25 protein-coding genes and 1 pseudogene are annotated in these 25023 nt (G+C 65.8%); 17 read left to right on the top strand and 9 right to left on the bottom strand.

Features of this window, described 5'->3' with window-relative positions; genetic code table 11:
* The 8 genes and pseudogenes from JOY90_RS18510 to JOY90_RS18475 form a co-directional block, all read left to right on the top strand.
* On the top strand, positions 1–1558 hold a 1558-nt coding region (locus tag JOY90_RS18510), incomplete at its 5' end, for a nitrite/sulfite reductase (protein WP_291692561.1).
* On the top strand, positions 1545–2060 hold the full coding sequence (locus JOY90_RS18505) for a DUF934 domain-containing protein (protein ID WP_291692560.1): 516 nt from the start codon (positions 1545–1547) through the stop codon (positions 2058–2060). The genes JOY90_RS18510 and JOY90_RS18505, both read left to right, overlap by 14 nt.
* Complete coding sequence (locus JOY90_RS18500) at positions 2057–2791, top strand: phosphoadenylyl-sulfate reductase (protein ID WP_291692559.1); 735 nt, start codon at positions 2057–2059, stop codon at positions 2789–2791. Before JOY90_RS18505 ends, JOY90_RS18500 begins: the two co-directional genes overlap by 4 nt.
* Before the next feature lie 250 nt (positions 2792–3041).
* A pseudogene (locus tag JOY90_RS18495) lies at positions 3042–3278 on the top strand (sulfate ABC transporter substrate-binding protein); the annotation flags it as partial.
* A 271-nt stretch (positions 3279–3549) separates the two neighbouring features.
* The gene (locus tag JOY90_RS18490) at positions 3550–4050 is read left to right on the top strand and encodes a CAP domain-containing protein (protein WP_291692558.1); all 501 of its coding nucleotides are present in this window, start codon (positions 3550–3552) and stop codon (positions 4048–4050) included.
* 85 nt (positions 4051–4135) lie between these two features.
* Positions 4136–5305 (top strand): patatin-like phospholipase family protein, encoded by a 1170-nt coding sequence (locus tag JOY90_RS18485; protein ID WP_291692557.1) that lies wholly within the window; start codon positions 4136–4138, stop codon positions 5303–5305.
* A gap of 6 nt (positions 5306–5311) precedes the next feature.
* Positions 5312–6100 carry a 3-hydroxybutyrate dehydrogenase gene (locus JOY90_RS18480; RefSeq protein ID WP_291692556.1) on the top strand — a complete coding sequence of 263 codons (789 nt, stop codon included), beginning with the start codon at positions 5312–5314 and terminating at the stop codon, positions 6098–6100.
* A gap of 79 nt (positions 6101–6179) precedes the next feature.
* Entirely contained in the window at positions 6180–6728 is a 549-nt protein-coding gene (locus JOY90_RS18475; RefSeq protein ID WP_291692555.1) for an RNA 2'-phosphotransferase, read from the top strand.
* Between the two features lie 7 nt (positions 6729–6735).
* On the opposite strand, the gene JOY90_RS18470 is transcribed toward JOY90_RS18475, so the two are convergent.
* From JOY90_RS18470 to JOY90_RS18460, 3 genes are all read right to left on the bottom strand, one after another.
* A complete protein-coding gene (locus tag JOY90_RS18470; RefSeq protein ID WP_291692554.1) occupies positions 6736–7566 on the bottom strand; it encodes a sulfite exporter TauE/SafE family protein in 831 nt (276 codons plus the stop codon).
* 282 nt (positions 7567–7848) lie between these two features.
* Positions 7849–9219 (bottom strand): oligosaccharide flippase family protein, encoded by a 1371-nt coding sequence (locus JOY90_RS18465; RefSeq protein ID WP_291692553.1) that lies wholly within the window; start codon positions 9217–9219, stop codon positions 7849–7851.
* A gap of 225 nt (positions 9220–9444) precedes the next feature.
* A complete protein-coding gene (locus JOY90_RS18460) occupies positions 9445–10284 on the bottom strand; it encodes a protein-disulfide reductase DsbD domain-containing protein (protein ID WP_291692552.1) in 840 nt (279 codons plus the stop codon).
* Between JOY90_RS18460 and JOY90_RS18455 the strand changes: the two genes are divergently transcribed.
* Together JOY90_RS18455 and JOY90_RS18450 are read left to right on the top strand one after the other, a co-directional pair.
* Positions 10283–10504 carry a hypothetical protein gene (locus JOY90_RS18455; RefSeq protein WP_291692551.1) on the top strand — a complete coding sequence of 74 codons (222 nt, stop codon included), beginning with the start codon at positions 10283–10285 and terminating at the stop codon, positions 10502–10504. The genes JOY90_RS18460 and JOY90_RS18455 overlap by 2 nt on opposite strands.
* Positions 10494–11192: a YqgE/AlgH family protein gene (locus JOY90_RS18450; RefSeq protein ID WP_291692550.1), complete on the top strand. Its 699-nt coding sequence runs from the start codon at positions 10494–10496 to the stop codon at positions 11190–11192. The genes JOY90_RS18455 and JOY90_RS18450 overlap by 11 nt, the downstream gene beginning before the upstream one ends.
* Positions 11193–11233: 41 nt before the next feature.
* On the opposite strand, the gene JOY90_RS18445 is transcribed toward JOY90_RS18450, so the two are convergent.
* Positions 11234–12121, bottom strand: coding sequence for a TauD/TfdA family dioxygenase (locus JOY90_RS18445; RefSeq protein ID WP_291692549.1), 888 nt, complete (start codon positions 12119–12121; stop codon positions 11234–11236).
* 98 nt (positions 12122–12219) lie between these two features.
* The gene (locus JOY90_RS18440) at positions 12220–12999 is read right to left on the bottom strand and encodes an SDR family NAD(P)-dependent oxidoreductase (RefSeq protein ID WP_291692548.1); all 780 of its coding nucleotides are present in this window, start codon (positions 12997–12999) and stop codon (positions 12220–12222) included.
* 187 nt (positions 13000–13186) lie between these two features.
* On the opposite strand from JOY90_RS18440, the gene JOY90_RS18435 reads away from it, so the two are divergent.
* Positions 13187–13921 carry an SDR family NAD(P)-dependent oxidoreductase gene (locus tag JOY90_RS18435; RefSeq protein ID WP_291692547.1) on the top strand — a complete coding sequence of 245 codons (735 nt, stop codon included), beginning with the start codon at positions 13187–13189 and terminating at the stop codon, positions 13919–13921.
* A 205-nt stretch (positions 13922–14126) separates the two neighbouring features.
* Here the strand turns inward: JOY90_RS18435 and JOY90_RS18430 are convergent, their stop codons facing one another.
* Both JOY90_RS18430 and JOY90_RS18425 read right to left on the bottom strand, forming a co-directional pair.
* A complete protein-coding gene (locus tag JOY90_RS18430) occupies positions 14127–15839 on the bottom strand; it encodes a DUF459 domain-containing protein (protein ID WP_291692546.1) in 1713 nt (570 codons plus the stop codon).
* A gap of 169 nt (positions 15840–16008) precedes the next feature.
* Positions 16009–17385: a lytic murein transglycosylase gene (locus JOY90_RS18425; RefSeq protein ID WP_291692545.1), complete on the bottom strand. Its 1377-nt coding sequence runs from the start codon at positions 17383–17385 to the stop codon at positions 16009–16011.
* 209 nt (positions 17386–17594) lie between these two features.
* Here JOY90_RS18425 and galU point away from each other — a divergent pair, with 209 nt between their 5' ends.
* From galU to JOY90_RS18405, 4 genes are all read left to right on the top strand, one after another.
* A complete protein-coding gene (gene galU / locus JOY90_RS18420) occupies positions 17595–18476 on the top strand; it encodes a UTP--glucose-1-phosphate uridylyltransferase GalU (RefSeq protein ID WP_291692544.1) in 882 nt (293 codons plus the stop codon).
* A gap of 392 nt (positions 18477–18868) precedes the next feature.
* The gene (locus JOY90_RS18415) at positions 18869–19108 is read left to right on the top strand and encodes a type II toxin-antitoxin system RelE/ParE family toxin (RefSeq protein ID WP_291692543.1); all 240 of its coding nucleotides are present in this window, start codon (positions 18869–18871) and stop codon (positions 19106–19108) included.
* Positions 19105–19407 (top strand): type II toxin-antitoxin system MqsA family antitoxin, encoded by a 303-nt coding sequence (locus tag JOY90_RS18410; protein WP_291692542.1) that lies wholly within the window; start codon positions 19105–19107, stop codon positions 19405–19407. Before JOY90_RS18415 ends, JOY90_RS18410 begins: the two co-directional genes overlap by 4 nt.
* Before the next feature lie 161 nt (positions 19408–19568).
* Positions 19569–19826 (top strand): hypothetical protein, encoded by a 258-nt coding sequence (locus JOY90_RS18405; RefSeq protein WP_291692541.1) that lies wholly within the window; start codon positions 19569–19571, stop codon positions 19824–19826.
* On the opposite strand, the gene JOY90_RS18400 is transcribed toward JOY90_RS18405, so the two are convergent.
* Positions 19801–20856 (bottom strand): putative zinc-binding metallopeptidase, encoded by a 1056-nt coding sequence (locus tag JOY90_RS18400; RefSeq protein ID WP_291692540.1) that lies wholly within the window; start codon positions 20854–20856, stop codon positions 19801–19803. The genes JOY90_RS18405 and JOY90_RS18400 overlap by 26 nt on opposite strands.
* A gap of 272 nt (positions 20857–21128) precedes the next feature.
* Between JOY90_RS18400 and JOY90_RS18395 the strand changes: the two genes are divergently transcribed.
* Both JOY90_RS18395 and JOY90_RS18390 read left to right on the top strand, forming a co-directional pair.
* Positions 21129–22031, top strand: a complete 903-nt coding sequence (locus JOY90_RS18395; protein ID WP_291692539.1) for a hypothetical protein — start codon at positions 21129–21131, stop codon at positions 22029–22031.
* A 235-nt stretch (positions 22032–22266) separates the two neighbouring features.
* Entirely contained in the window at positions 22267–23520 is a 1254-nt protein-coding gene (locus JOY90_RS18390; RefSeq protein ID WP_291692538.1) for an MFS transporter, read from the top strand.
* A 23-nt stretch (positions 23521–23543) separates the two neighbouring features.
* Here the strand turns inward: JOY90_RS18390 and JOY90_RS18385 are convergent.
* A partial coding sequence (locus JOY90_RS18385; protein ID WP_291692537.1) for an alpha-amylase family protein occupies positions 23544–25023 on the bottom strand: 1480 nt, incomplete at its 5' end.

The raw sequence follows: 25023 nt of genomic DNA, 5'->3' as shown, positions 1-25023 counted from the left end.
GGACGAGTTCAAGATGCTGCGGCTGCAGAACGGCGTCTATCTGCAGCTTCACGCCTACATGTTCCGGGTCGCCATCCCCTACGGCACGCTGTCGTCGGCGCAGTTGCGGCGGCTGGCCCATGTGGCGCGCAGATATGACCGCGGCTACGGCCATTTCACCACGCGGCAGAACATCCAGTTCAACTGGATCAAGCTCGCCGACCTGCCGGATGCGCTCGCCGATCTCGCCGAGGTCGGCATCCACGCCATGCAGACTTCCGGCAACAACACCCGCAACGTCACCTCTGACCAGTGGGCCGGCGTCGCGCCCGGCGAGATCGAAGACCCGCGCATCTGGGCCGAGATCCTGCGCCAATACACCACGCTGCATCCGGAATTCTCGTTCCTGCCGCGCAAGTTCAAGATCGCGATCAGCGCGTCCGCGCATGATCGCGTCGCAGTGAAAATCCACGATCTCGGGCTGCGGCTGCACAGGAACGAGCAGAGCGAGACCGGCTTCGAGGTGCTGGTCGGCGGCGGGCTCGGCCGCACGCCGTTCATCGCCAAGACCATCAAGCCGTTCGTCGCCGGCCGCGACCTCTTGAGCTATCTGGAAGCGGTGATGCGGGTCTACAACCAGTACGGCCGCCGCGACAACATCTACAAGGCGCGCATCAAGATCCTGGTGCATGAGCTCGGCGTCGAGAAATTTGCCAAGGAAGTCGAGGAAGAGTGGCAGCAGATGCGCGACGGCGCGCTCAAGCTCGACGACGACGTGATCGAGGACATCCGCTCGCGTTTCACCTATCCGCGCTACGAGAAGCTGCCGTTCATGCCCGAGGAGCTGCGGCAGGCCTCGGCCGACCCGCATTTCGAGCGCTGGCGCAAGAACTCGGTGTCCACGCACAAGGTGCAGGGCTATTCGATCGTCACCGTGTCGCTGAAGCCGGTCGGCGGCCCGCCGGGCGATGCCACCGCCGAGCAGATGGACGCGCTCGCCGATCTCGCCGACAAGTACTCTTTCGGCGAGATCCGCGTCGGCCACGAGCAGAACCTCGCGCTGCCCCATGTCGCCAAGCACGATCTGCCGGCGCTGTGGCAGGCGCTCGACAAGGCCGGGCTGGCGACGCCGAACGTGAACCTGGTCTCCGACATCATCGCCTGCCCCGGGCTCGACTACTGCTCGCTGGCGAATGCGCGCTCGATCCCGATCGCGCAGGAGCTGACGCGGCGCTTCGCCAACCATGACACCGCCGAATTGATCGGGCGGCTGCACATCAACATCTCCGGCTGCATCAATGCCTGCGGCCATCACCATGTCGGCCATATCGGCATCCTCGGCGTCGAGAAGAACGGCGAGGAGGTCTATCAGATCACGATCGGCGGCCGCGCCGACGAGAACGCCGCGCTCGGCACCCTGATCGGGCCGGGCGTTCCTTACGGCGAGGTCGCCGACGTGGTCGAGGACATCGTCGAGGCCTATCTGGCGCTGCGCGCCACCCCCGACGAGCTGTTCATCGACACGGTGAAGCGACTCGGCGTCGAACCATTCAGGGAGCGCGTCTATGCCACTCGTTAAGGGCGGAAACATCACCGCCGATCCGTTCGTCCATCTCGCCGACCGCGCCGACCTGCCGGCCGATGGCGACGTCCTGGTCCTGGCCGCGCGCCTGCTGGAGGACCCCGAACGTTGCCTCGCGCGGGCGGGAAAGGCCGGCGTGATCTGGCCGAACAACCGCGATGTCGACGATCTCGTGCCGCATCTCGAGCGGCTCGCGGTGGTCGCGCTGGTGTTTCCGACCTTCCGCGACGGGCGCGCCTACAGCCAGGCACGGCTCTTGCGCGAGCGCTTCGCCTATCGCGGCGAGTTGCGCGCGACCGGGCAGGTGCTGCGCGACCAGTTCGTGTTCATGCTGCGCGCCGGCTTCGACGCCTTCGAGGTGAAGAAGCAGGCCGACGCCGAGGCCTTCGCCCAGACGGTGAAGCGCTATTCGGTGTTCTACCAGCCGACCGGCGACGGCCGGCTCACCGCATTGCATCGGCGCATGCAATTGCGTCATTCCGAGAGTGCCGGGCTGTGAACGCGTTGACGAACCAGAATTGCACCGGAGCTGTGGCCGGCACGCTGCCGGCGGCCGAGGAACTCGACCGTGCGCTGCGTGACGCCGCGCCCGCCGAGATCGTCAAGGCGGCGCTCTGCACGGTGGGGCGCGAGCAGCTCGCGCTGGTGTCCTCGTTCGGGACCGAATCGGCGGCGCTGCTCAAGGTGATGGCGGACGTCGATCCCGCCATTCCCGTGATCTTCCTCGACACCGGCTGGCTGTTCGAGGAGACGCTGGCCTATCGCGACACGCTGATCGCTGCCCTGGGCCTGCGCGATGTCCGCTCTGTCAGGCCGGCGGAAGAGGCGCTGTCGCGCGAGGATCCCGAGCGTGATCTCTGGTTCTCCGATCCAGATGCCTGCTGCCGCATCCGCAAGGTCGAACCGCTGGCACGGGCGCTGAAGCCGTTTTCCGCCTGGATCAATGGCCGCAAGCGATTCCAGGGCGGCCTGCGCGCCGCGATCCCCGTGGTCGAGCAGGACGGCGGGCGGCTGAAGTTCAACCCGTTCGCCAACGTTTCGCGCGACGAGATCGCAGCGATCTTCGCGCAGTCGCAACTGCCTCGGCATCCGCTGATCGGCTCGGGCTATCTGTCGGTCGGCTGCATGCCCTGCACCAGCCGGACCTCGTCCGACGAGGATGCGCGCGCGGGCCGCTGGCGCGGCCGGCCGAAGACCGAATGCGGCATCCATACGATGAAGGCTTCGTAGCAGAACGACGCTGCGCGCGGGCCAACAAGAAAAACCGGTTTCGTTGACTTGCGTGAACGTTCGCCTCGATCCCCGGCAGGTGGCTCGACGACAATGGCGTCGCCACAGCCGATGGAGAGTGGAATGATCCGCCGTCTTTTGCCCGTCGTCGCGTGCCTGCTGTGGGCGAACTCGGCCTTGCCGCCGATGTCACGCTGCTCAACGTGTCCTACGACCCGACGCGCGAGCTCTATGCCGATTTCAACAAAGCTCGGCCGACCAGGCGAAGCAGTTCGTGGCGGACCTCTACAAGATCCTGCCGGTGCTCGATACCGGCGCGCGCGGCTCGACCGAGACCTTCGTCGAGCGCGGCGTCGGCGACGTGCTGCTGGGCTGAGAGAATGAGGCGTTTCTCGCGATGTGCGAATTCGGTGACGGCAAGTTCGAGATCGTGGCGCCGTCGCGCTCGATCCTGGCCGAGCCGCCGGTCGCTCTCGTCGACGGCGTTGCGGCGAGCGCCTTTGTGCATGGCTTCATCGGCGAGTCGATCGTGCTGCCGGTCGAGCTGTTTGACGGCGCAGTGCGGCCCGGCGATGTCGTTGGGCTGAAGGCGCGCCGCTACCGGATTTTCGCGGGCTGACCGGCATCTCCGCCGCATCCGGCCGGTTAAGAATCAGTAAACGGCACCATGCCTTTCTACCCGCCGCGGCAGCGGAAATTTCACCATTCGGCCACGGTTGGTATGCAACAACGGCCCCTTTCAAGGCAGGGGCTATCTCATGCGGGCGGCCGCGATTCTCGTGACAATGTTGCTGGCCGGCTGCGCGGCGGATGTGCAGGTCGACACCACGCCGGCCATGTATGTCAACATGGCGGACGCCGGCGCGAGGCTCGACCCCGTCACCGCGGCCTCGATGATCTCGCAATACCGCCGCAACAATGGGCTCACCGCGGTCGAGGTCGACCCCGAATTGATGCGGCTCGCGGAGACGCAGTCGCAGGCGATGGCCAGCCAGAACAAGCTCGACCACGACGTCCGGGCGCCGCTGGCCAAGCGCCTCGCCGGGTCGGGTTATCGCGCGGCCGTGGCGGTCGAGAACGTCTCGGCGGGCTATCATACCATGGCGGAGGCGTTCTCCGGCTGGCGCGATTCCCCGCCGCACAAGGCCAATATGCTCAAGAGCGGTGTCACAAAACTGGGCATCGCCGCGAGCTATGCTCCAAATACCAAGTACAAGGTGTTCTGGACGTTGATACTGGCCCAGCCGGGCGCGGCATAGTGATCGGGCCATCCCACTGGCTGATTGACGCCGCCGCCAACTGACGCCACGGTGCGGCGTCTTCTAAATCATTGACCGGCGGTTCATGACGGACGACTACGTTTCTGCGCCATCGAGGACGCCTGCGCAGGCCCAGCGCGTGCTGGTCCTGCAGGGTGGCGGGGCGCTCGGCTCCTACCAGGCTGGCGCCTTTCAGGCATTGTGCCACAGCGGCTTCGAGCCGGAGTGGATCGCGGGTATCTCGATCGGCGCGGTCAATGCGGCCATCATCGCCGGCAATGAGGCGGAACAGCGCGTCGACAGGCTGAAAGAATTCTGGCAGATGGTCTCGGCCCCGGTGCCGTGGAAGCCGGCGGCGTCGGGCGACCGCCATCGCTCGCTGTTCAACGAGACCAGCGCCGCCCTCATTGCGACCTTCGGCGTGCCTGGCTTCTTCACGCCGCGCGTGCCGCCGGCGCCGCTGTGGCCGCAAGGCAGCCCGCAGTCGCAGAGCTACTACGACACCTCGCCCCTGAAGCGAACGCTGGAACGGCTGGTCGATTTCGACCGCATCAACGACCTGAAATGCCGGCTCAGCGTCGGTGCGGTGGGCGTGACCTCGGGCAACTTCCGCTACTTCGACAACGTCGAATTCAAGCGGCAGGGCAAACGGATCGAGGCAGAGCACATCATGGCGTCCGGCGCGCTGCCGCCCGGATTTCCCTCCATCGTCATCGACGGCGAGCATTACTGGGACGGCGGCATCTCCTCCAACACGCCGCTCGACTACGTGCTGGAGGCCGAGACCGATCGCGATCTCCTGATCTTCCAGGTCGACCTGTTCTCTGCCCGCGGGCCGTTGCCGCTGACGCTGTTCGAGGCCGCCGAGCGCGAGAAGGATATCCGCTTCTCCAGCCGTACCCGCATGAACACCGACAAGAACCGGCAGATCCACAATGCTCGCAAGGCCGTGCGCGACCTGCTCGACAAGTTGCCGGACCACCTGAAGGACGACCCGTCCGCGAAGTTCTTGCGGGAGGCAGCCAAGGAAAACACCGTCACGGTGGTGCACCTGATCTACAAGAGCAAGAACTACGAGACCAATTCCAAGGACTACGACTTTTCCCATGTCGCGATGGTCGAGCATTGGGAGAGCGGCGTGCGCGACGTCCATTCCTCGATGCGCCACCGCGAATGGCTGGAGCGGCCGCAATCCGGTGAGACCATGGTGACCTATGACCTCTCGGGGGACGAAAGCCCCGTCAAGAAGGAGTGAAACGAGATGGGTATGTTGACAGGCAAGACCGCGGTAGTGACCGGTTCGACGAGCGGCATCGGGCTCGCTTATGCGCGCGCCTTCGCGCAGGCCGGCGCCAACATCGTGCTCAACGGCATGGGCGCGCCGGCCGACATCGAGAAGGAGCGCTCGGCGATCGAGAGCGAGTTCAAGGTCAAGGCCGTGCATTCGCCGGCCGACATGACCAAGCCGGCCGAGATCGCCGACATGGTGGGTCTCGGCGAGAAGACCTTCGGCTCGGTCGACATCCTCGTCAACAATGCCGGCATCCAGTTCGTTTCGCCGATCGAGGAGTTCCCGCCCGAGAAATGGGAGGCGATCATCGCGATCAACCTCTCGTCGGCGTTCTACGGCATCCGCGCTGCCGTGCCGGGCATGAAGAAGCGCGGCTGGGGCCGCATCATCAACACCGCCTCGGCGCACTCGCTGGTGGCCTCGCCGTTCAAGGCCGCCTATGTCTCGGCCAAGCACGGCATCGCCGGGTTGACCAAGACCGCCGCGCTCGAGCTCGCCCAGTTCAAGATCACCGTGAACTGCATCTCGCCCGGCTATGTCTGGACGCCGCTGGTCGAGCATCAGATTCCCGAAACCATGAAGGCGCGCAACATGACCAAGGAGCAGGTCATCAAGGACGTGCTGCTCGCGGCGCAACCGACCAAGGAGTTCGTGACGTCCGAGCAGGTCGCAGCGCTCGCGCTGTTCCTGTGCGGCGACGATGCCGCGCAGATCACCGGCGCCAACCTGTCGATCGACGGCGGCTGGACGGCGGAATAGTGATCGTGCTTATTCGGCTCTCCGCAAGATCGGGGGGCCGGATGGCACTACAGGCGATGCCGACACGGGTGGGCGACTGATGTCGTCCGACCTGGTTCAACTGAGCAAGTTCCTGAGCTACGTGCTGCGGCACAAGCCCGAAGCGATCGGCCTGAGCCTCGATGAGCAAGGCTGGGTCGAGATCGAGGAATTGATCAGGAAGTGCAACGCGGCTGGGACGCGATTCAGTCGCGATGATCTGCTCCAGGTCGTTGCGACAAGCGACAAGAAGCGTTTTTCGATTTCCCCCGATGGGTTGCGTATCCGTGCCGCGCAAGGGCATTCGGTTGCAGTCGAGCTGGGCCTCTCGCCACGGCAACCGCCAGCCGCGCTTTATCATGGCACGGCGACGAGATTCGTCGAGTCGATCGTGGCCGAGGGATTGAAGCCGCTGACGCGGCAACAGGTGCATCTGTCCCTCGACGAGGAGACCGCGCGTCGCGTCGGTCAACGGCACGGCAAGCCAATCGTTCTCAAGATCGATGCGGGCCGCATGCATGCGGCCGGATTCGACTTTTATGTCGCCGACAACGGCGTCTGGTTGACCGACCGCGTGCCGCCGGAATTTCTCTCGCTGCCGGCCGAGTGACCACCCGTCAACGCTCCGGTGCCTTCACCGCGGCGGCCGTCACCGTCGGCTGCAGATGCAGCTCCTCGGTCACGATCTTGCCGGACACCACGAGCAGGATCACGGCGAGTGCGACGCGCAGCACCGGCTGCGGCATGCGCACCGCGCCGTAGCTGCCGATCACGATGCCGGGCAGTGAGCCGAGCAGCAGCACGCCCATCAGGTGCCAGTCGACCGAGCCGAGCGCCCAGTGGCCGACGCCGGCCACCAGCGTCAACGGGACCGCATGGGCGATATCGGAGCCGACGATGCTCGCCATCGGCAGGCGCGGATAGAGCAGGATCAGCGCGGTGACGCCGACAGCGCCGGCTCCGACCGAGGAGATCGACACCAGCACGCCGAGCACGGCGCCGGTCAGCACGGTGGCCACCGTCGTCGTGGCGGTCCCGGTGCGTGCGAGGCGCTGATGATAGCGCTCCATGATCGACTTGCGGAAGATCAGCGACGCAGCCGTGAGCACGAGCGCAAAGCACAGCACCAGGTTGACGAGGTGACGAGAGGCCGAGGCGTCGAGGTTGAGCTGCCAGAGCACCACCAGCGTGAGGAATGCGGCCGGGATGCTGCCGCAGGCGAGCCGGATCACGGCCGGCCAATGGATGCTGCGCGAGACGCCGTGGACCAGGCTGCCGCCGGTCTTGGTCGCGGCGGCGTAAAGAAGGTCGGTGCCGACCGCCGTCGAGGGATGGATTCCGAACAGCAGGATCAGCAGCGGCGTCATCAGCGAGCCGCCGCCCACGCCGGTCATCCCGACCAGGAGGCCAACGCCAAATCCAGACGCCACATAGAGCGGATCAATCATGTTCGGGCGCCCTTCGCGTCCACCAATACGCCATGTAATGACGGGGAATGACCCATGGCAACGGATCGTGAGAAATAAGAACGGATCCATGCGCCTGTCGGCATCCGGGGGTGTTTTCTTCGATGCGCGGGTTGCGCTGCGAAACGCCATTCTGCGGCGCGAAGCATGATTGTGGCGGAAAGTCGATTACTAAAAAGCATTTCTTTGAAGGTGTGCCGAAGCCGGGTGTCCGCACGGAACGATGCATAGGAGGAGCGGGGCTGGTACGATCGAACGCCCGGATTATCGGTTCCCGAATGCCAGCACGTGCAGGCTAAGCCGGCGGCGCACGATCCAGAATAGAAGCGCGGTCTCGAACACCAGCGAGAGCGAGGTCGCCGCCGCCGCGCCATGACCGCCGAAGCGCGGCACCAGCGCGATGCACAGCACGACGTTCATCGCGAAGGACAACGCATAGGCTGCGGCGCAGATATGCTGATGGCCGAGCATGTTGAGCAGCCGCTCGACCGGGCCGATCGCCGAGCGCACCGCGAGGCCGATCGCGGCGACGAACATGATGTCGTAGCCGCCGACGAAGCGCGCGCCGAACAACCACAATAGCGGCTTGCCGAACGCCAGCAGGACGACGGTGGCGACCAGCGATGGCCAGAAGGTCCAGTTGATCGCATGCGTCACATAGGCCGCCAGGCGTTCATTGTCTCCTTGCGCGTGATATTCGGCGAAGCGGTGCGCCGTGGTCGCCGACATCGCGTAATGAATGAAGGAGACCAGCGCCAGCGTCTTCACCACCGCATAATAGACGCCGACCTCCTCGGCGGAGCGGAACTGCTGCAGCACGATGACGTCGGTGTAGGACAGGAGCAGATAGAAACCCTCGACCAGCAGGATCGGCAACGAGACGGCAAGCCAGCCCCTGACGTCGTAGTGCTTCGGACCCGGCGCGACGTGCGCGGCGAGCCGGCGGTTCAGCACCATTGCCTGTCCCGCCATCGCGATCCAGACCGCAGCGCAGCTCGCCAGCATCGCGGCGGTGGCGGAAAGCTGCATCCCGAGCGCGAAGGCGCCGGCCGTGAAGCCGATGATCAGCGCCTGCCGCACGATGAATTGCGGCATCAGGCCGAGCTGCATCCAGTCATGCGAGCGCGCGATGCCGTCCTGGGTGTTGGCGACGACGAAAGACGGCAGCGTGAGGCAGCCGACGTAGAGCGGCACGATCGCGCCCTGGTCGATGAAGGGCGACAGCAGCCTGACCACGCCCGCGAGCAGAAGCGAGACGGCGGACGAGACGGCGAAGGTGAGCCAGCGGCTGCCGGACAGGAAGCCGCGCAGCAGCGCCTGCTCGCCGTTCGTGCGGTATTGCGGAATGAGCTTCTGCGCGGAAGCCGAGATACCGAAATCCATCATGCTGCCGAGCAGCAGCACCCAGGTCCAGACATAGACGTAGGTGCCGTAGTCGGAGCCGCCCATCCAGCGCGCGAGCAGGATCTGTGCGAGATAGGCCATCATCGCGCTGAGCACGCGGATGACGAGGATGGCGCCGGCGAGCCGCCGCGTCGTCGCCGCTTCGCTCGGGCCGCCGGCCAGCTTTGCGCGCAGCCGCGCGATCACGCCGGTCTTCGCAACGCTTGCAGGTGAGGCATCGATCACGGCCACGGCGCAACCTTTTGAGGAACCGTTCGGAAGGTGGATGCCCGATCTATCAACTCATCGTTAAGATTCGGTTGGGCGCGTAGGGTGGGCTAAGGCGCGAAGCGCTGTGCCCACCATCTCTCGATGACCATTGCTTGGGCGGTGGGCACGCTTCAGTCTTTGCGTAGTGCGCTTCCGTGCAAGCGGCCGCTTAGTCCACCCTACGACTACGGAGCTGCGACCGCGGAACTAATTCAAATTGATGTTGAACTCGTAGGCGCGCTCGCTGCCGACCAGCGTGAGTTTCAGCGCGGCACCTGCCGGGTTGACGCCCGGTGGCACACCCTCGAGGGCGAACGAGAAACGCTTGACGCCGGGCGGGCCGTGCTCGAGCGGTTTCGGCACCGGCAGGCCCCAGTCGGGGGTCGGCCCCTCGACGAAAAGGTTGACGTCGCGGCCGTCGGGCGTCACCACGTCGACCAGCACCTCCTTGTCGCCGCTGCGCTTGACGTCACGGATGGTCAGGGGATTGGGGTCGCCGACATTGGCCGGCTTGGGAACGGTATCGAGCGCCGCGAACAGCGCACTGTCCTCGGTGCTCGCCACGCTGTTGAAGGCGAGCTCGGCATTGGCCTCGACCGGAATGCAGATCCTCTCGCATACGGCGTAGTTGATCGCGGCGCGCAGTGTCACCGGCTTCTCGGCGTTCTTGACGACGATGCGCAAGGGCAGCACGGCCTGGTCGTGATAGCCGAGCGAAATTCCGCCCGCGCCGTCGTCGAACTTCAGCGGCGCCGGCCACAGCACCGTCACCGCCTCGACGTTGTCGGATTTTGAGAAGTCGAAGCGCGGCGGCACCCCGGAATCGCCCGGCGTGCGCCAATAGGTCTTCCATCCGGCCTGAAGCTGGAAGGCAATGCCGCCGAGCAGCACCGCGCCGCTGCGCGAGCCAGCGAGCAGCCGCACGGCGGAATGTCCGTCGCGCTGCCAGGGCGAAGCGTCTTCGGCGCGGCTTTCCGTCGCAACCGCCGACGCGAGTAGCGTGAGGGCAAGGCAAAGCGCGGAACGGCAAGGAACTATGGCAATCATGCGACGTGTTTACAGTCTGAAATGGCGGCAAACCATTGAATTGCTTGTGAGCGTCGGCGCGCAAGCTCGATTGACAGAAGCGCCACCCAATATCAGGATAGCGCAGTGCGGCGGATTTGACATTCGCTTCGGTAACGCCGTGAGCCTCGTGGCGAATGTCGAAGCCCGCAACCGCACTGCAATCGAATATCTGCAGAGCGATTTTGCGAATGGACCCTGAAGGCAAGCGACCGGACGACCTTCGCCGCAGAGCTCGGATCGCTACGGAAGGCAGGAAGCCGCGCGGGGGAGCCGGCGCGGCCTCGGGGGCCGGCGATGACTCGGCGGCCGGCGGCTATCTCGACGGTCAGCTCCTGGTCGCCATGCCGGTGATGGGAGATCCGCGCTTCGAGCGCTCGGTGATCTACATGTGCGCGCATTCGGCCGAAGGCGCCATGGGCATCATGGTGAACCGCCCGCTCGCCAGCATCGACTTTCCGCAACTTCTGGTCCAGCTCAACATCATCGGCAAGGCCGAACGGATCGAGCTGCCTGAGAACGCCGAGGCGCTGAAGGTATTGAGCGGCGGTCCGGTGGATACCGGCCACGGCTTCGTGCTGCATTCGAGCGATTTCTTCATCGAGAAGGCGACGCTGCCGATCGACAAGGACATCTGCCTGACCTCCTCGGTCGACATCCTCAAGGCGATCGCGAAGGGCGCGGGTCCCAAGCACGCGATCCTCGCGCTCGGCTATGCCGGCTGGCGTGCCGGGCAGCTCGAAGCCGAGATCCAGGGCAATGGCTGGCTGCATTGCGACGCCGATCCGGAGCTCGTGTTCGGCGACGACGTCGAGGAGAAATATTCGCGCGCCCTGCGCAAGATCGGCATCGATCCCGGCATGCTCTCGAACGTAGCCGGCCACGCCTAGTCGACGCTCGAGCCTTTGTGAAACCCATCATTTAAGCGTTGCTATTCCGCCGCCTGCTGCGCCACCGTCGGCTGCGTGCCGGCCACCGTGGCGCGGCGCATGTCACGCGGCTGCGACTGGTCGTAGCGGCGGACGCGGTGCATGGTCTGGCGGTTGTCCCACATCACGAGATCGTGCAGCTTCCATTTGTGGACGTAGACGAATTCCGGCTGGGTGGCGTGCTCGGTGAGGTCGCGCAGCAACAGCCGCCCCTCCGGCATGCTCATGCCGAGCACCTTGCCGGCGTGGGAGGAGAGATAGAGCGACTTGCGGCCATGAACGGGGTGCGTGCGCACCAGCCGCTGCAGCACCGGCTTGAACATCTGCTTCTCCTCGTCCGAGTAATCGACGAAGCCGAGCGAGCCGCGCGAATACATCAGCGAGTGCTCGCAGACGAAGTCATCGATCTCGGCCTTGGTCTCGTCGTCGAGCGCGTCATAGGCGGCGCGCATGTCGGCGAATTCGGTGTTGCCGCCCTTTGGGTTCACCACCCGTGCCGACAACAGCGAGAATTTCGCCGGAATGGCGCGGAACGAGCTGTCGGAATGCCACAGGCAGTTGCCGAGGTTGAACAGATGGGTGCGATGGTCCTTGGCCAGCGGCTTGCCGTCCTTGCCGAGGTTGGAGACGTCGTTCAACCCGGAAGCCAGCCGGTAGTCGGCGTCCTTGGTGATGTTGCCGCCGCGCCGCTCCTCGCGCCCGCCGAAGTTGAGCGCAAAGGCGAGCTGCTGCTCGTCGGTGATGTCCTGATCGTGGAACACCAGCACCGCGTACTTGTCCATCCCGGCCTCGATCTCGGCGGCCTGCTCCTTGGTCAGCGGCTGGCGCAGGTCGAGGCCCGAGACCTCGCCGACGAAATGTTTCGACAATTGCCGGATCGCGACCGTCATGGTGTTGCTCCCGAATGTTCTCCGGCGGCTATTCCGCCTTTTGTCGTCAAGGCTACTCTGGGGGGCGTTCAAGTCAACGCCGTGCGCAGCATGGCACCTCACGCATTGCGCGCCATCAGGCCGCCGTCGACGGGAATGACCGCGCCGGTCAAAAACGATGCCGCCGGCAGGCACAGGCTGAGCGTCATGTGCGCGACCTCCTCCGGATCGCCATAACGGCCGAGCGCGGTACGCCGCCTGGCATAGAGCTGCTTGTGGTCTTCCGGAATCCGCTCGGTGATCGCGGTGCGGATCGGGCCGGGGCAGATGCAGTTCACGGTGATGCCGTCGCGGCCGAGCTCGACCGCGAGCGAGCGGGTCAGGCTGGTCACGCCGCCCTTGGCGGCGGAGTAGGGACTGTGCAGCGCGGTCGCGCCCAGCGCCTCGGTGGAGGCGATGTTGACGATGCGCGGGCATTTCGATTTTCGCAAATGAGGCAGCGCGGCGCGGATGATGCGCGGGTGCGCCGTCAGCATCACCGCGATCCCCTTGGCCCAGGCCTCGTCATAGCCGGGATCGTCGATCGGCGCGCGCACCGAGATGCCGGCATTGTTGACGATGATGTCGAGGGTGCCGAAATGCGCCGCGACCTCCTTCACGACGCGGTCGATCGTCTCGCCGTCGGCGACATCGAGCTTCCAGGCTTTGGCCCGGCCGCCGCCGCCGACGATCTCGCGCGCGACCTGCTCGGCGCCTTCGCCGCTCACATCGGTGACTGCGACGTTGGCGCCCTCGTCGGCGAGCACCCGCGCGGTGGCGCGGCCCATCCCGGAGGCCGCGCCGGTCACGAGCGCGGTCAGCCCCTTCACCGAGCGGCTGAGCTCCTTGAATTCGGACATGGCATTTCCTTCCGGTCGTTTTCTTGAGGCGATTTCGGTTTCCGGCCATCCTAGGGCATGATCCGGAAAAGTGCGAAGTGGTTTTCCGAAAAGATCGTGCGCGAACAAAGAGCTAAAGCGCGATGACGATTCAATTCGATCTCATCGCGCCTGAGGACGGAAGAAGCAGCCTAGCGAAGGGGTGGAAATGAACGAGCTCGATTTTGGCGGCCGGCAGGTGCTGGTGATCGGCGGCTCCAGCGGCATCGGCAATGGTATTGCGAGGGCCTTCCTTGACAAGGGAGCGCGCGCGATGGTGTGCGGCACCCGCGCCTCCGCCGTCGACTATGCAGCGGAGGAAGGCTCCGATCTCCGCGGCCTCGATTACGCGCAGCTCGACGTCAGCAATCCGCAGGCGATCACGGATTTCAAGCCGCAGCTCGACAGGCTCGACGTGCTGGTGCTGGCGCAGGGCGCGGTGGTCTACCGGCGCGGCGAGTTCGAGATGGCGGGCTTTCGCCAGGTGCTGGAAGTCAACCTGATGAGCCTGATGGCTTGCGCGACGAAATTTCACCCGATGCTGCGCGACGGCAAGGGCTCGCTGATCATCGTCAGCTCGACCGCCGCCTATCATTCGACCATGGGCAATCCGGCCTACAACGCCTCGAAGACCGGCGCCATGGGGTTGACCCGCACGCTCGGCGAGGCCTGGGCCGACGACGGCATCCGCGTCAACGGCATCGCGCCGGGGCTCGTCGATACCAAGATGACCAAGGTGACGACGGCCAACCCGAAGCGGCTGGAGGGCGCGCTATCGCGGATTCCGCTGAAGCGGCTCGGCACGCCAGCCGACATGGCCGGCGCGGCCCTGTTTCTCGCCTCGCCGTTATCGTCCTACATCATCGGCCAGACCATCGTGGTCGATGGCGGCCTGATCCTGTGAAGAGTAGATAGGAGCCTTTGCCACGCGCTCGTTTACCTCTCCCGCTCGCGGGGGAGGTCGCCGCGCTTTAGCACGGCGGGTGGGGGCCGACGCGGGAAGTGTGACTCGTGGAGGCACCGCACCCCGGCCCTCCCCCGCAAGAGCGGGAGAGGGAGTGCACCGCCGCCTTGGCTACACTGGGATTGAATCAGCGCAGCGCGAAGGGCTATCGCGCGGGATAAAAGCCGTCGACGGCGGCGGCGCGGCCGACGCTCCCTGGCGGCCGCGGTGCTCCCGGCGCGCGCTGCGTCGGCGGCGCGACTGGACGTGGCGGTGGTGGAGAGCCGCCGAAGCCGAAGAAGTTCTGGAACGGCGAGCCATGCGATTGCGCCGGCTGTTGCAGCGCCGGGGCCGGCTTCTTCTGCGGCTTCTGTGCCGCACCCGGAGCATTGCCTGCGGGCCCGGCCGATCCGGGAGCCGGGCCGCCGCTCTCGGTCGGGGCGGCATTGGCGACCGGGGTGTCGCCCTTGGCCTGCTCATGGCCGACCTCTCGGCGCGGCCACGCGAAATCGTCGGCGCGGCCGGCCGGTGGCGCCAGCGCCTCGCCCTTCACCAGGGTGCGCGCGGCGAGCGCATCGACCGGGGCCGGGCGTGTGCCCGGGCCGCCGAGCAACTGGTCGGTGCCGACGGAGGATGCGACCAGCGGCAGGATCGGTCCGGCCAGTGGCCGCGGCGCGGGCTGACCGGGCACCGCGTTGGCGTCCGGTGTCGCGGGCTCGGTCGGCAGCGCGATCGGCGACGAGCGCGCGGCGAGCAGCCGGGTGATCTCGCGCTCGGCATAGTGCGCGAGCTTGCGCGCGCCGGCCGGGGTGAAATAGACGCCGTCATAGCTGCGAAGCTGGCGGGGCTGACCCTCGAAGTCCGGGCCCCTCTGCATGAAGCGGCCCGCCTCGTCGACGAAACCGTCCCAGACGTCGACATAGGTGATGCCGGCCTTGCCGGCCTGGTCGCGATAGAGCGAATCCAGGAACGACATGTCGGAGGTGCCCTTCGGGCCGCGAACCGCGGGCAGGCCGACCCATACCACCGGCACGCCCTTGGACTTCAGCACCGCGATCATGTCTTCGATCTTCTTGGCGTAGAGCTCGACCCAGCGGTCGTCGCGAAACTCGTAGATGCCGTTGGGCGAGCGGGCGGCCTTCTCGGGCGCCGCGGCGGGGGCGTCGGCATTGTCGGCGTCCTCGGGCGCGAGCTCGGTATCGGTCTGCTTGTCGTCGCCCTTCGCGGCCGCGTCGTCGGGCTTGCCGTCGGATGGCTTGGCGCGGGCGTCTTTCTTGTCGTCCTTCTTCTCGGCCTTCTTGTCCTTGTCGGCCGGCTTGTCGGTCTTGTCGGGTGCTGGCTCACGCAACGAGACGCGGTCGTTCAGGCCGAGCATGACGACGATGACGTCCGGCCTCTCGGTCGCGAGGATACCCTTGGCGGCGGCGGTCCAGTCGGCGGGATCGCCCTTGGGCTGGTATTTGATCAGGCCGGAGGTGTTTTTCACCCTGCGCATCACACCCATCTCGGGCTGCTCGGCATAGGCGTCCTCGAGGCCATAGGCGAGCCAGTCGGCCATGCCATCGCCCAACACCAGCACGTTCCGCTCCGGCGTGGTGTCGCGTTTCTCCGGCGGTGGGGCCTTGGAGAAATCCTGGTAGACGCGCTTGGGCGCCTGCTGCTGCTGTGGCTGGAACGGCTGGAAGAAGTCGTTGCCGAACCAGCCGAAGCCGCCGCCCCCGCGTGACGGCCGCGGCGGACCACCCCCGAAATTGCCGAAATTGAAGAACTGCGCCGAGGCCGGGCCGGCGATGCCGACCAGGAACGCAACGGCCACCGTCAGCACGATCAGCGGGCCGGGCTCGGTGAACAGCTTGAGAAGGAATTTCGGCTTGAACATGCGGCTCGCACGGCTTGGTCGCGATGGCAGATCAGAGGAAAGTATGGCAGCGGAATCAGGCCGCAAGCGGGCGGCTTCAGTTCCATAAGCCTTCGCGCCCCCGCCGCCGTCAAGGGCGGCCGCCAAAATGCCATTTCAAGGTTGGTTTCGACCTGAAAGGTGAGCCTTTTCAGTGCCCGCGCAGCCGGTCCAGGACGTCGGCGGTGGCGAATCCGTCGGCGGGCGCCCCGATCGAGGCCTGGAACCCGCGCAGCGCCTCCCGGGTCTGGCCGCCGAGCTGGCCGTCCGGGGTTCCCTTGTAGAAGCCGCGCTGGGCCAGGAGCTGCTGCAACTCCAGCCGCTCGTCACGCGACAATTCACGCTCCTGCCGTGGCCAGGGCTGGACGAAGGGTTGCCCACCCCGCAGGCGGTCGGCGAAATGCCCGATCGCCAGCGCATAGGCCTCGGCCGGATTGTACTTCATGATGACGCGGAAATTCTGCAGCATCAGGAAGCCGGGGCCCTCGGCGCCGGCCGGCGCCAGCAGATAGGCCTTGTCGGCGGGATGCGGGAAAGCTTCGCCGGTGGCACGCTTCAGGCCGAGAGCCTCCCATTGCGCAAGCGTCTGCGCCTTGGCGCGGTCGGCCAGCATGTAGTTGAAGCCCTGCGGCACCACGACCTCGTAGCCCCAGCTCTGACCGGTCTGCCAACCGTCCTTCTTCAGGTTGTTGGCGGTCGAAGCGATCAGGTCGGCCGGATCGTCGACCACGTCGCGGCGGCCGTCGCCGTCGGCGTCGACGGCATAACGCTTGAACGCGGTCGGCATGAACTGGGTCGGTCCGAACGCGCCGGCCCAGGAGCCGTGCAATTGCTCGGGGCGAAGATCGCCGCGATTGAGGATTTCCAGCGCCGACAGGAACTCGTCGCGGAAATATTGCTGGCGGCGGCCGATGCAGGCCAGCGTCGCCGTCGATTGCAGCACGCTGCGATCGCCGATCTGGGTCGAATAGTTCGACTCGATACCCCAGATCGCCGCGATCGCGTAGCGGTCGACACCATAGGCGCGCTCCACCGCATCGAACTGCGGCTTGTACTTGGCCAGGATCTCACGGCCCTTGGCGAGCCTCGCATCGTTCACCAGGATATCGAGATAGTCCCAGATCGATTTGGTGAATTCCGGCTGCGCGTCCAGGAGATCCATGATGCGCAGGTCGGGGACGAGCCCCGCGGTGAAGCGCTGGAAGTTCTCCTGGGTGATGTTGCGGCGGGCGGCATCGGGCCACATCGACGCGACGCAATTGTCGAAATTGGCCGCCGCCTGACGGATCGCATCCGCGGTCATGAGCGGATGGCCGGAGGCGCCATCCGTGCCGCTCCAGGGCGTCGGTTGGCCGGGCACGCCGGACGGGCCCGGGGGGGCGGGTGCGGCCTGGTCGTTCCGGGTCGAGCCGGTGAAGAGATTGCCGAGGAAATTCAACGGCCCGCCGCTTGAGGACTGCGCATGGGCGACGTCACCCATCAGCAGGAGCGTTGCGACGACGGCTGCGACAATCGGTCCCTTCGCCATGCTTCCAGCCCGCTCCCTCATGTCGAACCCCGCTTGCCCCGGAAATCGGGCTTTCAGGAGGCCCGGTTTACCTTTCCAAGGCGTTAACTCACGTCGCCGAGAGGCCGGAACTTAAACGCTCACATCCGTCTTTGTTAGCGGTTGCAAACCGGCTACCAACAGAGGATCGAAGCGCCAGCCGCCGCCCCCACAAGGTAATCCCGACCCCCATGAAAATCCGCAAAGCCGTCTTCCCCGTCGCCGGCCTCGGCACCCGCGTCCTGCCCGCCACCAAGGCGATGCCGAAGGAGATGCTGACCATCGTCGACAAGCCGTTGATCCAGTATGTGGTCGACGAAGCCAAGGAAGCCGGCATCGAGCACTTCGTGTTCGTCACCGGCCGAAACAAGGGCGTGATCGAGGACCATTTCGACCGCATGTTCGAGCTCGACACCACGCTGGCCGCGCGCGGCAAGGAGGCGGAGATCGAGCTTCTGGCGCGCGACCAGCCCGAGGCCGGCGCCGTGAGCTTCACGCGCCAGCAGGCGCCGCACGGGCTCGGCCACGCGGTGTGGTGTGCGCGCGACATCGTCGGTGACGAGCCGTTCGCGGTGGTGCTGCCGGATGAACTCGTGCTCAACAGGCCGGGCTGCCTCGCCCAGATGGTCGAGGCCTACAACCATCTCAGGGACAAGGCGAACGTGATCGCGGTGCAGGAGGTGCCCGCGCATCAGACCCATCAATACGGCATCTGCGGCGTCGGCAAGCGCCATGCCCGCGGCAACATGTTCGAGGTCACGAGCATGGTGGAGAAGCCGCCGAAAGGCACCGCGCCGTCCAACTTTTCGATCACCGGCCGCTACATCCTGCAGCCGGAAATCTTCAAGATCCTGGAGAAGCACGAACGCGGCGCCGGCGGCGAGATCCAGCTCACCGACGCCATGATCGGCCTTGCCAAGTCCCAAAGCTTCTACGGCGTCGAGTTCGAGGGCGAGCGGCACGACTGCGGGTCGAAGGCCGGCTTCCTGCGCGCCAACATCGCCTATGGCATGGCCCGCCCCGATCTGCGCGACGGCCTCATCGCCGAGATGAAGAAGTATTTTGAGAAGTGACAGCGGAGGCGCAGGCGCGCTCCTGATGTCATTCCGGGGCTATGCCAACCGGTCCGCGCAAAAGCGCGGCCGGATGACAGGCTCCGCATCGAACCCGGAATCCCGCGCCGTATCGCTTTCTTCTCCCCAACTTCGAGATTCCGGATCGGCGCGTGCCGCGCCGTCCGGAATGACGGTGCAAGAAATCAAGCCGCAGCGGTCCTTCAGGACGGTCCAAAGGACTCGGCACGGAATCTCGACCGGATCACTGTCGAGGGCTCTTGATATTACTACGGCATTGCCGTAGTAATATCATTCGATGCAAACCGTTGTCGAGACGCCGTCCTACCTGGCTGACGCGGAACGGCTGTTCTCCCCGGTAGAACGTGCTGCGATCGTGGATCGCTTGGCCAGTGATCCCACCTGCGGCGTTGTCATCACCGGCGGTCACGGCATTTCGCAAGGTGCGCTTCGGCTTCGGTGCCCGCGGAAAAAGCGGGGGCGCCAGGATTATCCATCTGTTCCACGGTGAAGATATGCCTGTCTTCCTGCTTGCAGTCTTCGCCAAGAACGAGAAGGCCAATCTTTCGGCGGCCGAGCGCAATGTGTTGGGGAAGATGGTCGATGCCATGATCAGGGATCATCGAAGATGACCAGGTCTGCGTTCGAGAAAGTCAAGACCGGCCTGGATGACGCGAAGGCCTATCTTGATGCGTCGGCGGAGAAATCCCACTATCGGATTCACGTTCCCAGCCGTGTGAACGTGAAAAAAATACGCAGCCGGCTTGGATTGTCGCAGGAAAGCTTCGCACAGACCTACGGATTCGCGCTCTCGGCGGTTCGCGACTGGGAGCAGGGCCGACGCCAGCCGGATCGTAGCGCCCGCATCTTGCTCAAGGTCGTTGAAAAGGAGCCGGAGGCGGTCATGCGGGCTTTGGCGAAAACCGCCTAGGCCGCCAGCGACAGCGGCGGCATGGCGCCGAGGTTGCGGCCGGAGGCCTTGGCGGCGTAAGGCGCCTGGTCTGCGACTTTCCAAGAACTTAATTCGGAACAGCGCCGCGCCGACCGGTTAACGACTGGTTGCGAATGGCGGCGTGGCTTAATGGTGGAGAGATGAGCGACTACGATGCGCTGCGCGACCACCTGATGCGCGCAAGGCAGACCGAATTGGTCCTGAGCTTCGATCAGATCGAGGAGATCATCGGCGCCGCGCTGCCGCGTGCGGCCCAGCGCGCGTCGTGGTGGGAAACCCTGCGGAGCCCGCAAGAACGGATGCCGCAGCGCGAGGCCTGCCTCGCCGCCGGCTTCATCGCCACCCGCCTGCCGGACGGCAAGCACGTGCGCTTCACCAGGATGAAGCGGCGGCCGTGAGCTCGTCGGCCGCGGCGTGTGGCGCGGCTGTCCTGCGCCGCCCGTTGCGGAAGCGCGCGATCACCATGTGCACGAAATGCAGCTTGCCTTTCACGGCCGGCGACAGCTCGAACGGATAGGCCTCGCTCTGCCCGACCGAGCGGTTGAGCTCGTTCAGGCTGTCGGCGAGTGGCGTCCAGGACCACAGCAGCGCCTCGAAATCGGATTCGAGATAGGGGTCGGCCAGCGTGTGCCGCGCGCGCTCGCCGAGCGCCAGCGGCAGCGAGGCCGCCGAATCCAGCGTCGAGACGATGTGCAGGAAGTGCGCGAAGGTTTCCGCCCAGTCCTCCCAGGGATGCGAGGTGGCGTATTCGCTGATGAAGCCCTTGGGATCGAAAGTGCGGTCGGCGCGGTCGTGATAGGCCGCGAGTGCGAGCTGGTAGTCGGCGCGCTCATCGCCGAAGACCGCGCGGAACGGGATCGTCCAGTTGCTCTGCGCGACCAGCATGTCCCAGTAGAAATGCCCGACCTCGTGCCGGACATGGCCGAGCAGGGTGCGGTAGCCCTCGCGCAGCGCGATGCGGCGTGCTTCGCGCTCGGCGTCGTCGGCCTCGGCGAGATTGAGCGTGATCAGGCCGTCGGCATGCCCGGTCATGATCGGATGGCCGGCGGTCTCTTCCGACAGAATGTCGAAGGCGAGATGCGGCCCTTGCTCGAGACCTGGCCCCCGCGCGAAGACCGTCGGCAGGCCGAGCCGGTCGAGGTCGTAGAGCAGCCGACGCTTGGCCTGCTCGACCTTCTTCCACAGGATGACGTTGCGCGCCGATCCGAGATCGGGAATAGTGCGCGTCAGCTCGCAGCAGGCGCACAGGGCGCCGCCGTCGCCGGCGATCCAGTTGCACCCGATCAGCGCGCGGTTCGCGCAAGGTGCCGACAAAGCCCGCATCATCGACTGCCGGGGGTCGAACATGAGATCGGTGCCGCATTTGCGGCACCGCTCGCGCTCGAACAGCACGCGTTCCCGGCAGGTCGGGCATCGAAACTGTTTCATCCTGTCTCCGACGGGCGTCTGTAGGGCCGGGCCGAACCGTCCCGGTTTCATTCCGCCGTGCAACATATAATCGCGCTTGTGGCGAAAGGTGCCTCGAGACGGAAAATGTTGCCGACGCCTGCCACGGCGGCAGGAACCTTCTTCATGACCTGCACTTAACGAGGCGTCGCATGGATGGAGGAAGACATGGACGGATTGATCTATCTGATCGGACTCATCGTGGTCGTCATGGCCATTCTGTCGTTTTTCGGCCTGCGCTAGGGTTTTCACGCATGACCATCGAAGCGCCGACCATCGTCGAAGGGCCCGAGGATTCACCCATATCGGTGGATGGCTGGGTCTTGCAGTGGACACCGATCGTGGCGGGCGCGCTGTTCGCCACGGCGCTGTCGTCGATCCTCGTCACCTTTGCGGCCGCTGTCGGGCTGGGCGTGAGCTCGGCCTCGCCGAGCTGGCGCGACGCCTCGGTGGCGCTTTGGCTGCTGTCGGGCCTCTACCTGATCCTGCTGGCGCTGGTGAGCTTTGGCTGTGGCGGCTACATCGCCGGAAGGGCGCGTCTGCCGTATGAGATGGCCGAAACAGGCGAGCCGGAAGAGGTCGAGAAGCGCGACGGGCTTCATGGCCTGTCCTCGTGGGCGCTGGCCATCGTGCTCGGCGCGGCACTTGCAGCGCTGATCGGCACGTCCGCGAGCAAGCCGACGGCCTTGGCGACGCCTGCGGGCGTGACCGAGCCGTCGGTCCTGAGCTATGAGCTCGATCAGTTGTTTCGTGCGCCGCGCCGGGCGGCCAATGGCGACCTCGCGCCACAGCGCGCCGAAGCCGGTCGCATCCTGATGACGTCGTCTGGTCATGACGGCGTGAGCAGCGACGATCGCGCCTATCTGATCCAGATGGTGACGGCGACGACCGGGCTGTCCGGCACCGATGCCGAGCATCGGGTCGACAATGTCATCGCCGATGCGCACAAGGCGATCTCCCGCACCCGTGCCGCCACCATCATCCTGGCCTTCTCGGTGGCGACCGCGCTGCTGCTCGGCGCCGTGGCGGCGTGGACCGGCGCTGCGGCCGGCGGGCGCCATCGCGACGGCATGCCGCTGCCGGGATGGATGTCGCATGCCAACCGCTTTCACACGCGGCGCACGCTGTGGCGGGAGCCGGCGACGCCAAAGGTCTGAAATTTCCTATCTCTTTCCCTAACGAGGCCCGGAGGATCGATTGCGCGCAATCGATCCCCCGGCTTTCTCCGCAAAGGCGAGGGACCTCGCCTGACGCTGCGACCGACCGCATCGAAGCGGCTTGCGCGGGCCGGGCCGGCCATCTAGTTTCCGCCAGCGGGGAACGCAGACTCCCCGTCAGACGGCTCGCCGTCCAAGCTCTGCGCAACGCTCGCTGCGAGTCGAGGGATTGCGCATGGATGAGAAGACGGCCCGTACGATTGCCGCGACAGGCGTCACCGCCAAATCGGAAAATGCAGCCGCGAAACCGGATCTGTTCCAGCTTTATCTGGCCCGCGGCCTGCGTGGCTTCGGCGACGGCTTTGCCATCCTCATCCTGCCCGCCTACATGACCGCGCTCGGCTACGCCCCCGCCCCGATCGGGATCGTTGCCACCGCGTCGTTGCTCGGCACCGCCGTGCTGACGCTCGCGGTCGGCTTGATCGCACCGCGGCACGACCTGCGCACGCTGATGCTTCTCGGTGCGGCCCTGATGGCGGCGACCGGAATCGCGTTCCCGAACGTCGAATATCTCGTGCTGATCGCGGCAGTCGCCTTCATCGGCACCATCAATCCGTCGGCCGGCGATCTCGGCGTGCTGGTGCCGCTGGAGCACGCCATGCTGGCACGCGGCGCGACGAACGAGGAACGCACCCGCGTGTTCGCGCGCTACAGCCTGATCGGTGCATTGTCGGCCGCGGTGGGATCGCTGGCGTCATCGGCGCCCGATGTCCTGATGTCGGCCGGCGTGACCCAGCTCGGCGCGTTCCGCCTGATGTTCTACGCATATGCCCTGCTTGGCCTCGCAAGTGCCGTTCTCTATCGCCGCCTGCCGCATGCCCGCGGCGCGGAGGCGCATCATGCGCCGCTCGGCCGCTCGCGCCGGACCGTCTATGGGCTTGCGGCGCTGTTCAGCATCGATGCTTTTGCCGGCGGCTTCATCGCGCAGTCCCTGCTCCTGCTGTGGCTGTTCGAGCGTTTCGAACTGTCGCTGTCGGCGGCCGGGCTGTTCTTCTTCTGGTCGAGCACGCTCAGCGCCTTCTCCTATCCGGTCGCGGCCCGGATCGCCAGGCGCTTCGGCCTCGTCAACACCATGGTGTTCACGCATATTCCGTCCAGCCTGTTCCTGATCCTGGCGGCGGTGGCGCCGGACCTCCATGTCGCGCTCGGCCTGTTGCTGTTGCGCGCCGGGCTGTCGCAGATGGACGTGCCGACCCGCACCTCCTATGTGATGGCGGTGGTGACGCCGGCCGAGCGGCCGGCAGCCGCGAGCGTCACCGCCGTGCCGCGCAGCCTCGCTTCCGCGATCAGTCCCGCGATCGCCGGACTGCTGCTGACCACGGCGTTTCCGGGATTGCCGCTCATCCTCTGCGGCGCACTGAAGATCGCCTACGACCTCGCGCTGCTGTTCTCGTTCCGCCATGTCAGGCCGCCGGAGGAGGCGAACTGACCGGCCGGGCCCACGGGCCCTGTTCACGACGGGTGACCGGCCTTGCCCCTGTTGTCGATGTCGATGTCGCTGCGCTTCAGGAGATAGTCGAGGCCGCCGACGCGGTACCAGCGATAGCCGTAGCCTTCGACCACCAGCGTGTGCCGGCCCCGCTTGTCCGCTTTGCTGTGGTCCTCGCTCAGGAGATTGATCAGCATCTTGCCGGCATCGCCGGGCAGCCCGACCGGGAACGAGATTTCGCGCGGCCGCTCGTCGAAATTATGTATGAACAGCACCGAATTGTTGCGCCAGTCATAGCGGATGATCAGCACGGCAGGATCGCGCGTCGGAATCACCTTGAAATCGCCCCAGCCGATCTCCGGCACCTCCTTCCGCATCCGCACGATCCGCTCGGTCCAGTTCAGCATCGAGTTCGGGTCGCGCCGCTGCTTCGCGGCGTTGACGTGATCATAGCCGTAGGGCCCCTTGTCGATGACCGGCATGAACGGCTTGTCGCTTTCCGTGAAGCCGGCATGCGGCTCGGTCGACCATTGCATCGGCGTCCGCGCGCAATTGCGCTCCGGCAGGTCGAGATTGTCGCCCATGCCGAGCTCGTCGCCATAGCGCAGCACCGGGGTCCCCGGCAGCGTGCACAGGAGACTGTAGGCGAGCTCGAGCCGGCGGCGGTCGCCGCCCAGCATCGGCGCCAGCCGCCGGCGGATGCCGCGGTCGTAGAGCTGCATGCCCTTGTCGGGACCGAATGCCTTGAACACCGCCTTGCGCTGCGGCTCGGTGAGGCGGCCGAGATCGAGCTCATCATGATTGCGCAGGAACAGGCCCCACTGCGCGGTCGCCGGCCGTGGCCTGGTCGCGTTGAGCGCCTTGGCGAGCGGACGGCTATCGGCGGAAGCCAGCGCATAGAACAGATGCTGATTGACGTGGAAGTTGAACATCATGTGCATGCGGTCGCCGTCGCGGCCGAAATATTCCATGTCGGTGTCGGGCAGCACGTTGGCTTCGGCGAGGATGATGGCGTCGCCCTCACGCCATTGCAGGAATTCGCGGAAGGCGCGCAGCATGTCGTATTGCTCGACCGGCTTCTTCACCTTCGCGCCCTTGGTTGCGATCACGAAGGGGACGGCATCCATGCGGAAGCCGGACACGCCGAGTTGAATCCAGAAGCCCATGATCTTGAGAATCTCCGCCTGCACCATCGGATTCGATGTGTTGAGGTCGGGCTGAAAATCGTAGAAGCGATGGAAGTACCAGGCGCCCGCTTCCTTGTCGTGCGTCCATGTCGATTTCTGCACGCCGGGAAACACCATGCCCTTGCCGGCATTGGCCGGCCGCTTGTCGGCCCAGACATACCAGTCGCGATAGGGCGAATCCTTGGCACTGCGCGCCGACTTGAACCAGGCGTGCTCGTTGGAGGTGTGGTTGACGACGAGGTCGATGATGACGCGGATGCCGCGCTGCCGGCAGCCATGGGTGAACTCGACGAAATCGCCGAGCGTGCCGTAGCGC

Source organism: Bradyrhizobium sp. (genome assembly GCF_019242285.1).
Lineage (GTDB): Bacteria > Pseudomonadota > Alphaproteobacteria > Rhizobiales > Xanthobacteraceae > Bradyrhizobium.
Note: the sequence above shows the minus strand (reverse complement) of the source record. Positions and strands in the feature narration are given on the sequence as shown.

Excerpts from the sequence above, each read along its gene's own strand:
- JOY90_RS18505 (WP_291692560.1), top strand. The coding sequence starts at position 1,545 with ATGCCACTCGTTAAGGGCGGAAACATCACCGCCGATCCGTTCGTCCAT.
- JOY90_RS18490 (WP_291692558.1), top strand. The coding sequence starts at position 3,550 with ATGCGGGCGGCCGCGATTCTCGTGACAATGTTGCTGGCCGGCTGCGCG.
- JOY90_RS18485 (WP_291692557.1), top strand. The coding sequence starts at position 4,136 with ATGACGGACGACTACGTTTCTGCGCCATCGAGGACGCCTGCGCAGGCC.
- JOY90_RS18480 (WP_291692556.1), top strand. The coding sequence starts at position 5,312 with ATGGGTATGTTGACAGGCAAGACCGCGGTAGTGACCGGTTCGACGAGC.
- JOY90_RS18475 (WP_291692555.1), top strand. The coding sequence starts at position 6,180 with ATGTCGTCCGACCTGGTTCAACTGAGCAAGTTCCTGAGCTACGTGCTG.
- JOY90_RS18470 (WP_291692554.1), bottom strand. The coding sequence starts at position 7,566 with ATGATTGATCCGCTCTATGTGGCGTCTGGATTTGGCGTTGGCCTCCTG.
- JOY90_RS18455 (WP_291692551.1), top strand. The coding sequence starts at position 10,283 with ATGCGACGTGTTTACAGTCTGAAATGGCGGCAAACCATTGAATTGCTT.
- JOY90_RS18460 (WP_291692552.1), bottom strand. The coding sequence starts at position 10,284 with ATGATTGCCATAGTTCCTTGCCGTTCCGCGCTTTGCCTTGCCCTCACG.
- JOY90_RS18450 (WP_291692550.1), top strand. The coding sequence starts at position 10,494 with ATGGACCCTGAAGGCAAGCGACCGGACGACCTTCGCCGCAGAGCTCGG.
- JOY90_RS18445 (WP_291692549.1), bottom strand. The coding sequence starts at position 12,121 with ATGACGGTCGCGATCCGGCAATTGTCGAAACATTTCGTCGGCGAGGTC.
- JOY90_RS18440 (WP_291692548.1), bottom strand. The coding sequence starts at position 12,999 with ATGTCCGAATTCAAGGAGCTCAGCCGCTCGGTGAAGGGGCTGACCGCG.
- JOY90_RS18435 (WP_291692547.1), top strand. The coding sequence starts at position 13,187 with ATGAACGAGCTCGATTTTGGCGGCCGGCAGGTGCTGGTGATCGGCGGC.
- JOY90_RS18430 (WP_291692546.1), bottom strand. The coding sequence starts at position 15,839 with ATGTTCAAGCCGAAATTCCTTCTCAAGCTGTTCACCGAGCCCGGCCCG.
- JOY90_RS18425 (WP_291692545.1), bottom strand. The coding sequence starts at position 17,385 with ATGGCGAAGGGACCGATTGTCGCAGCCGTCGTCGCAACGCTCCTGCTG.
- galU (WP_291692544.1), top strand. The coding sequence starts at position 17,595 with ATGAAAATCCGCAAAGCCGTCTTCCCCGTCGCCGGCCTCGGCACCCGC.
- JOY90_RS18410 (WP_291692542.1), top strand. The coding sequence starts at position 19,105 with ATGACCAGGTCTGCGTTCGAGAAAGTCAAGACCGGCCTGGATGACGCG.
- JOY90_RS18405 (WP_291692541.1), top strand. The coding sequence starts at position 19,569 with ATGAGCGACTACGATGCGCTGCGCGACCACCTGATGCGCGCAAGGCAG.
- JOY90_RS18400 (WP_291692540.1), bottom strand. The coding sequence starts at position 20,856 with ATGAAACAGTTTCGATGCCCGACCTGCCGGGAACGCGTGCTGTTCGAG.
- JOY90_RS18395 (WP_291692539.1), top strand. The coding sequence starts at position 21,129 with ATGACCATCGAAGCGCCGACCATCGTCGAAGGGCCCGAGGATTCACCC.
- JOY90_RS18390 (WP_291692538.1), top strand. The coding sequence starts at position 22,267 with ATGGATGAGAAGACGGCCCGTACGATTGCCGCGACAGGCGTCACCGCC.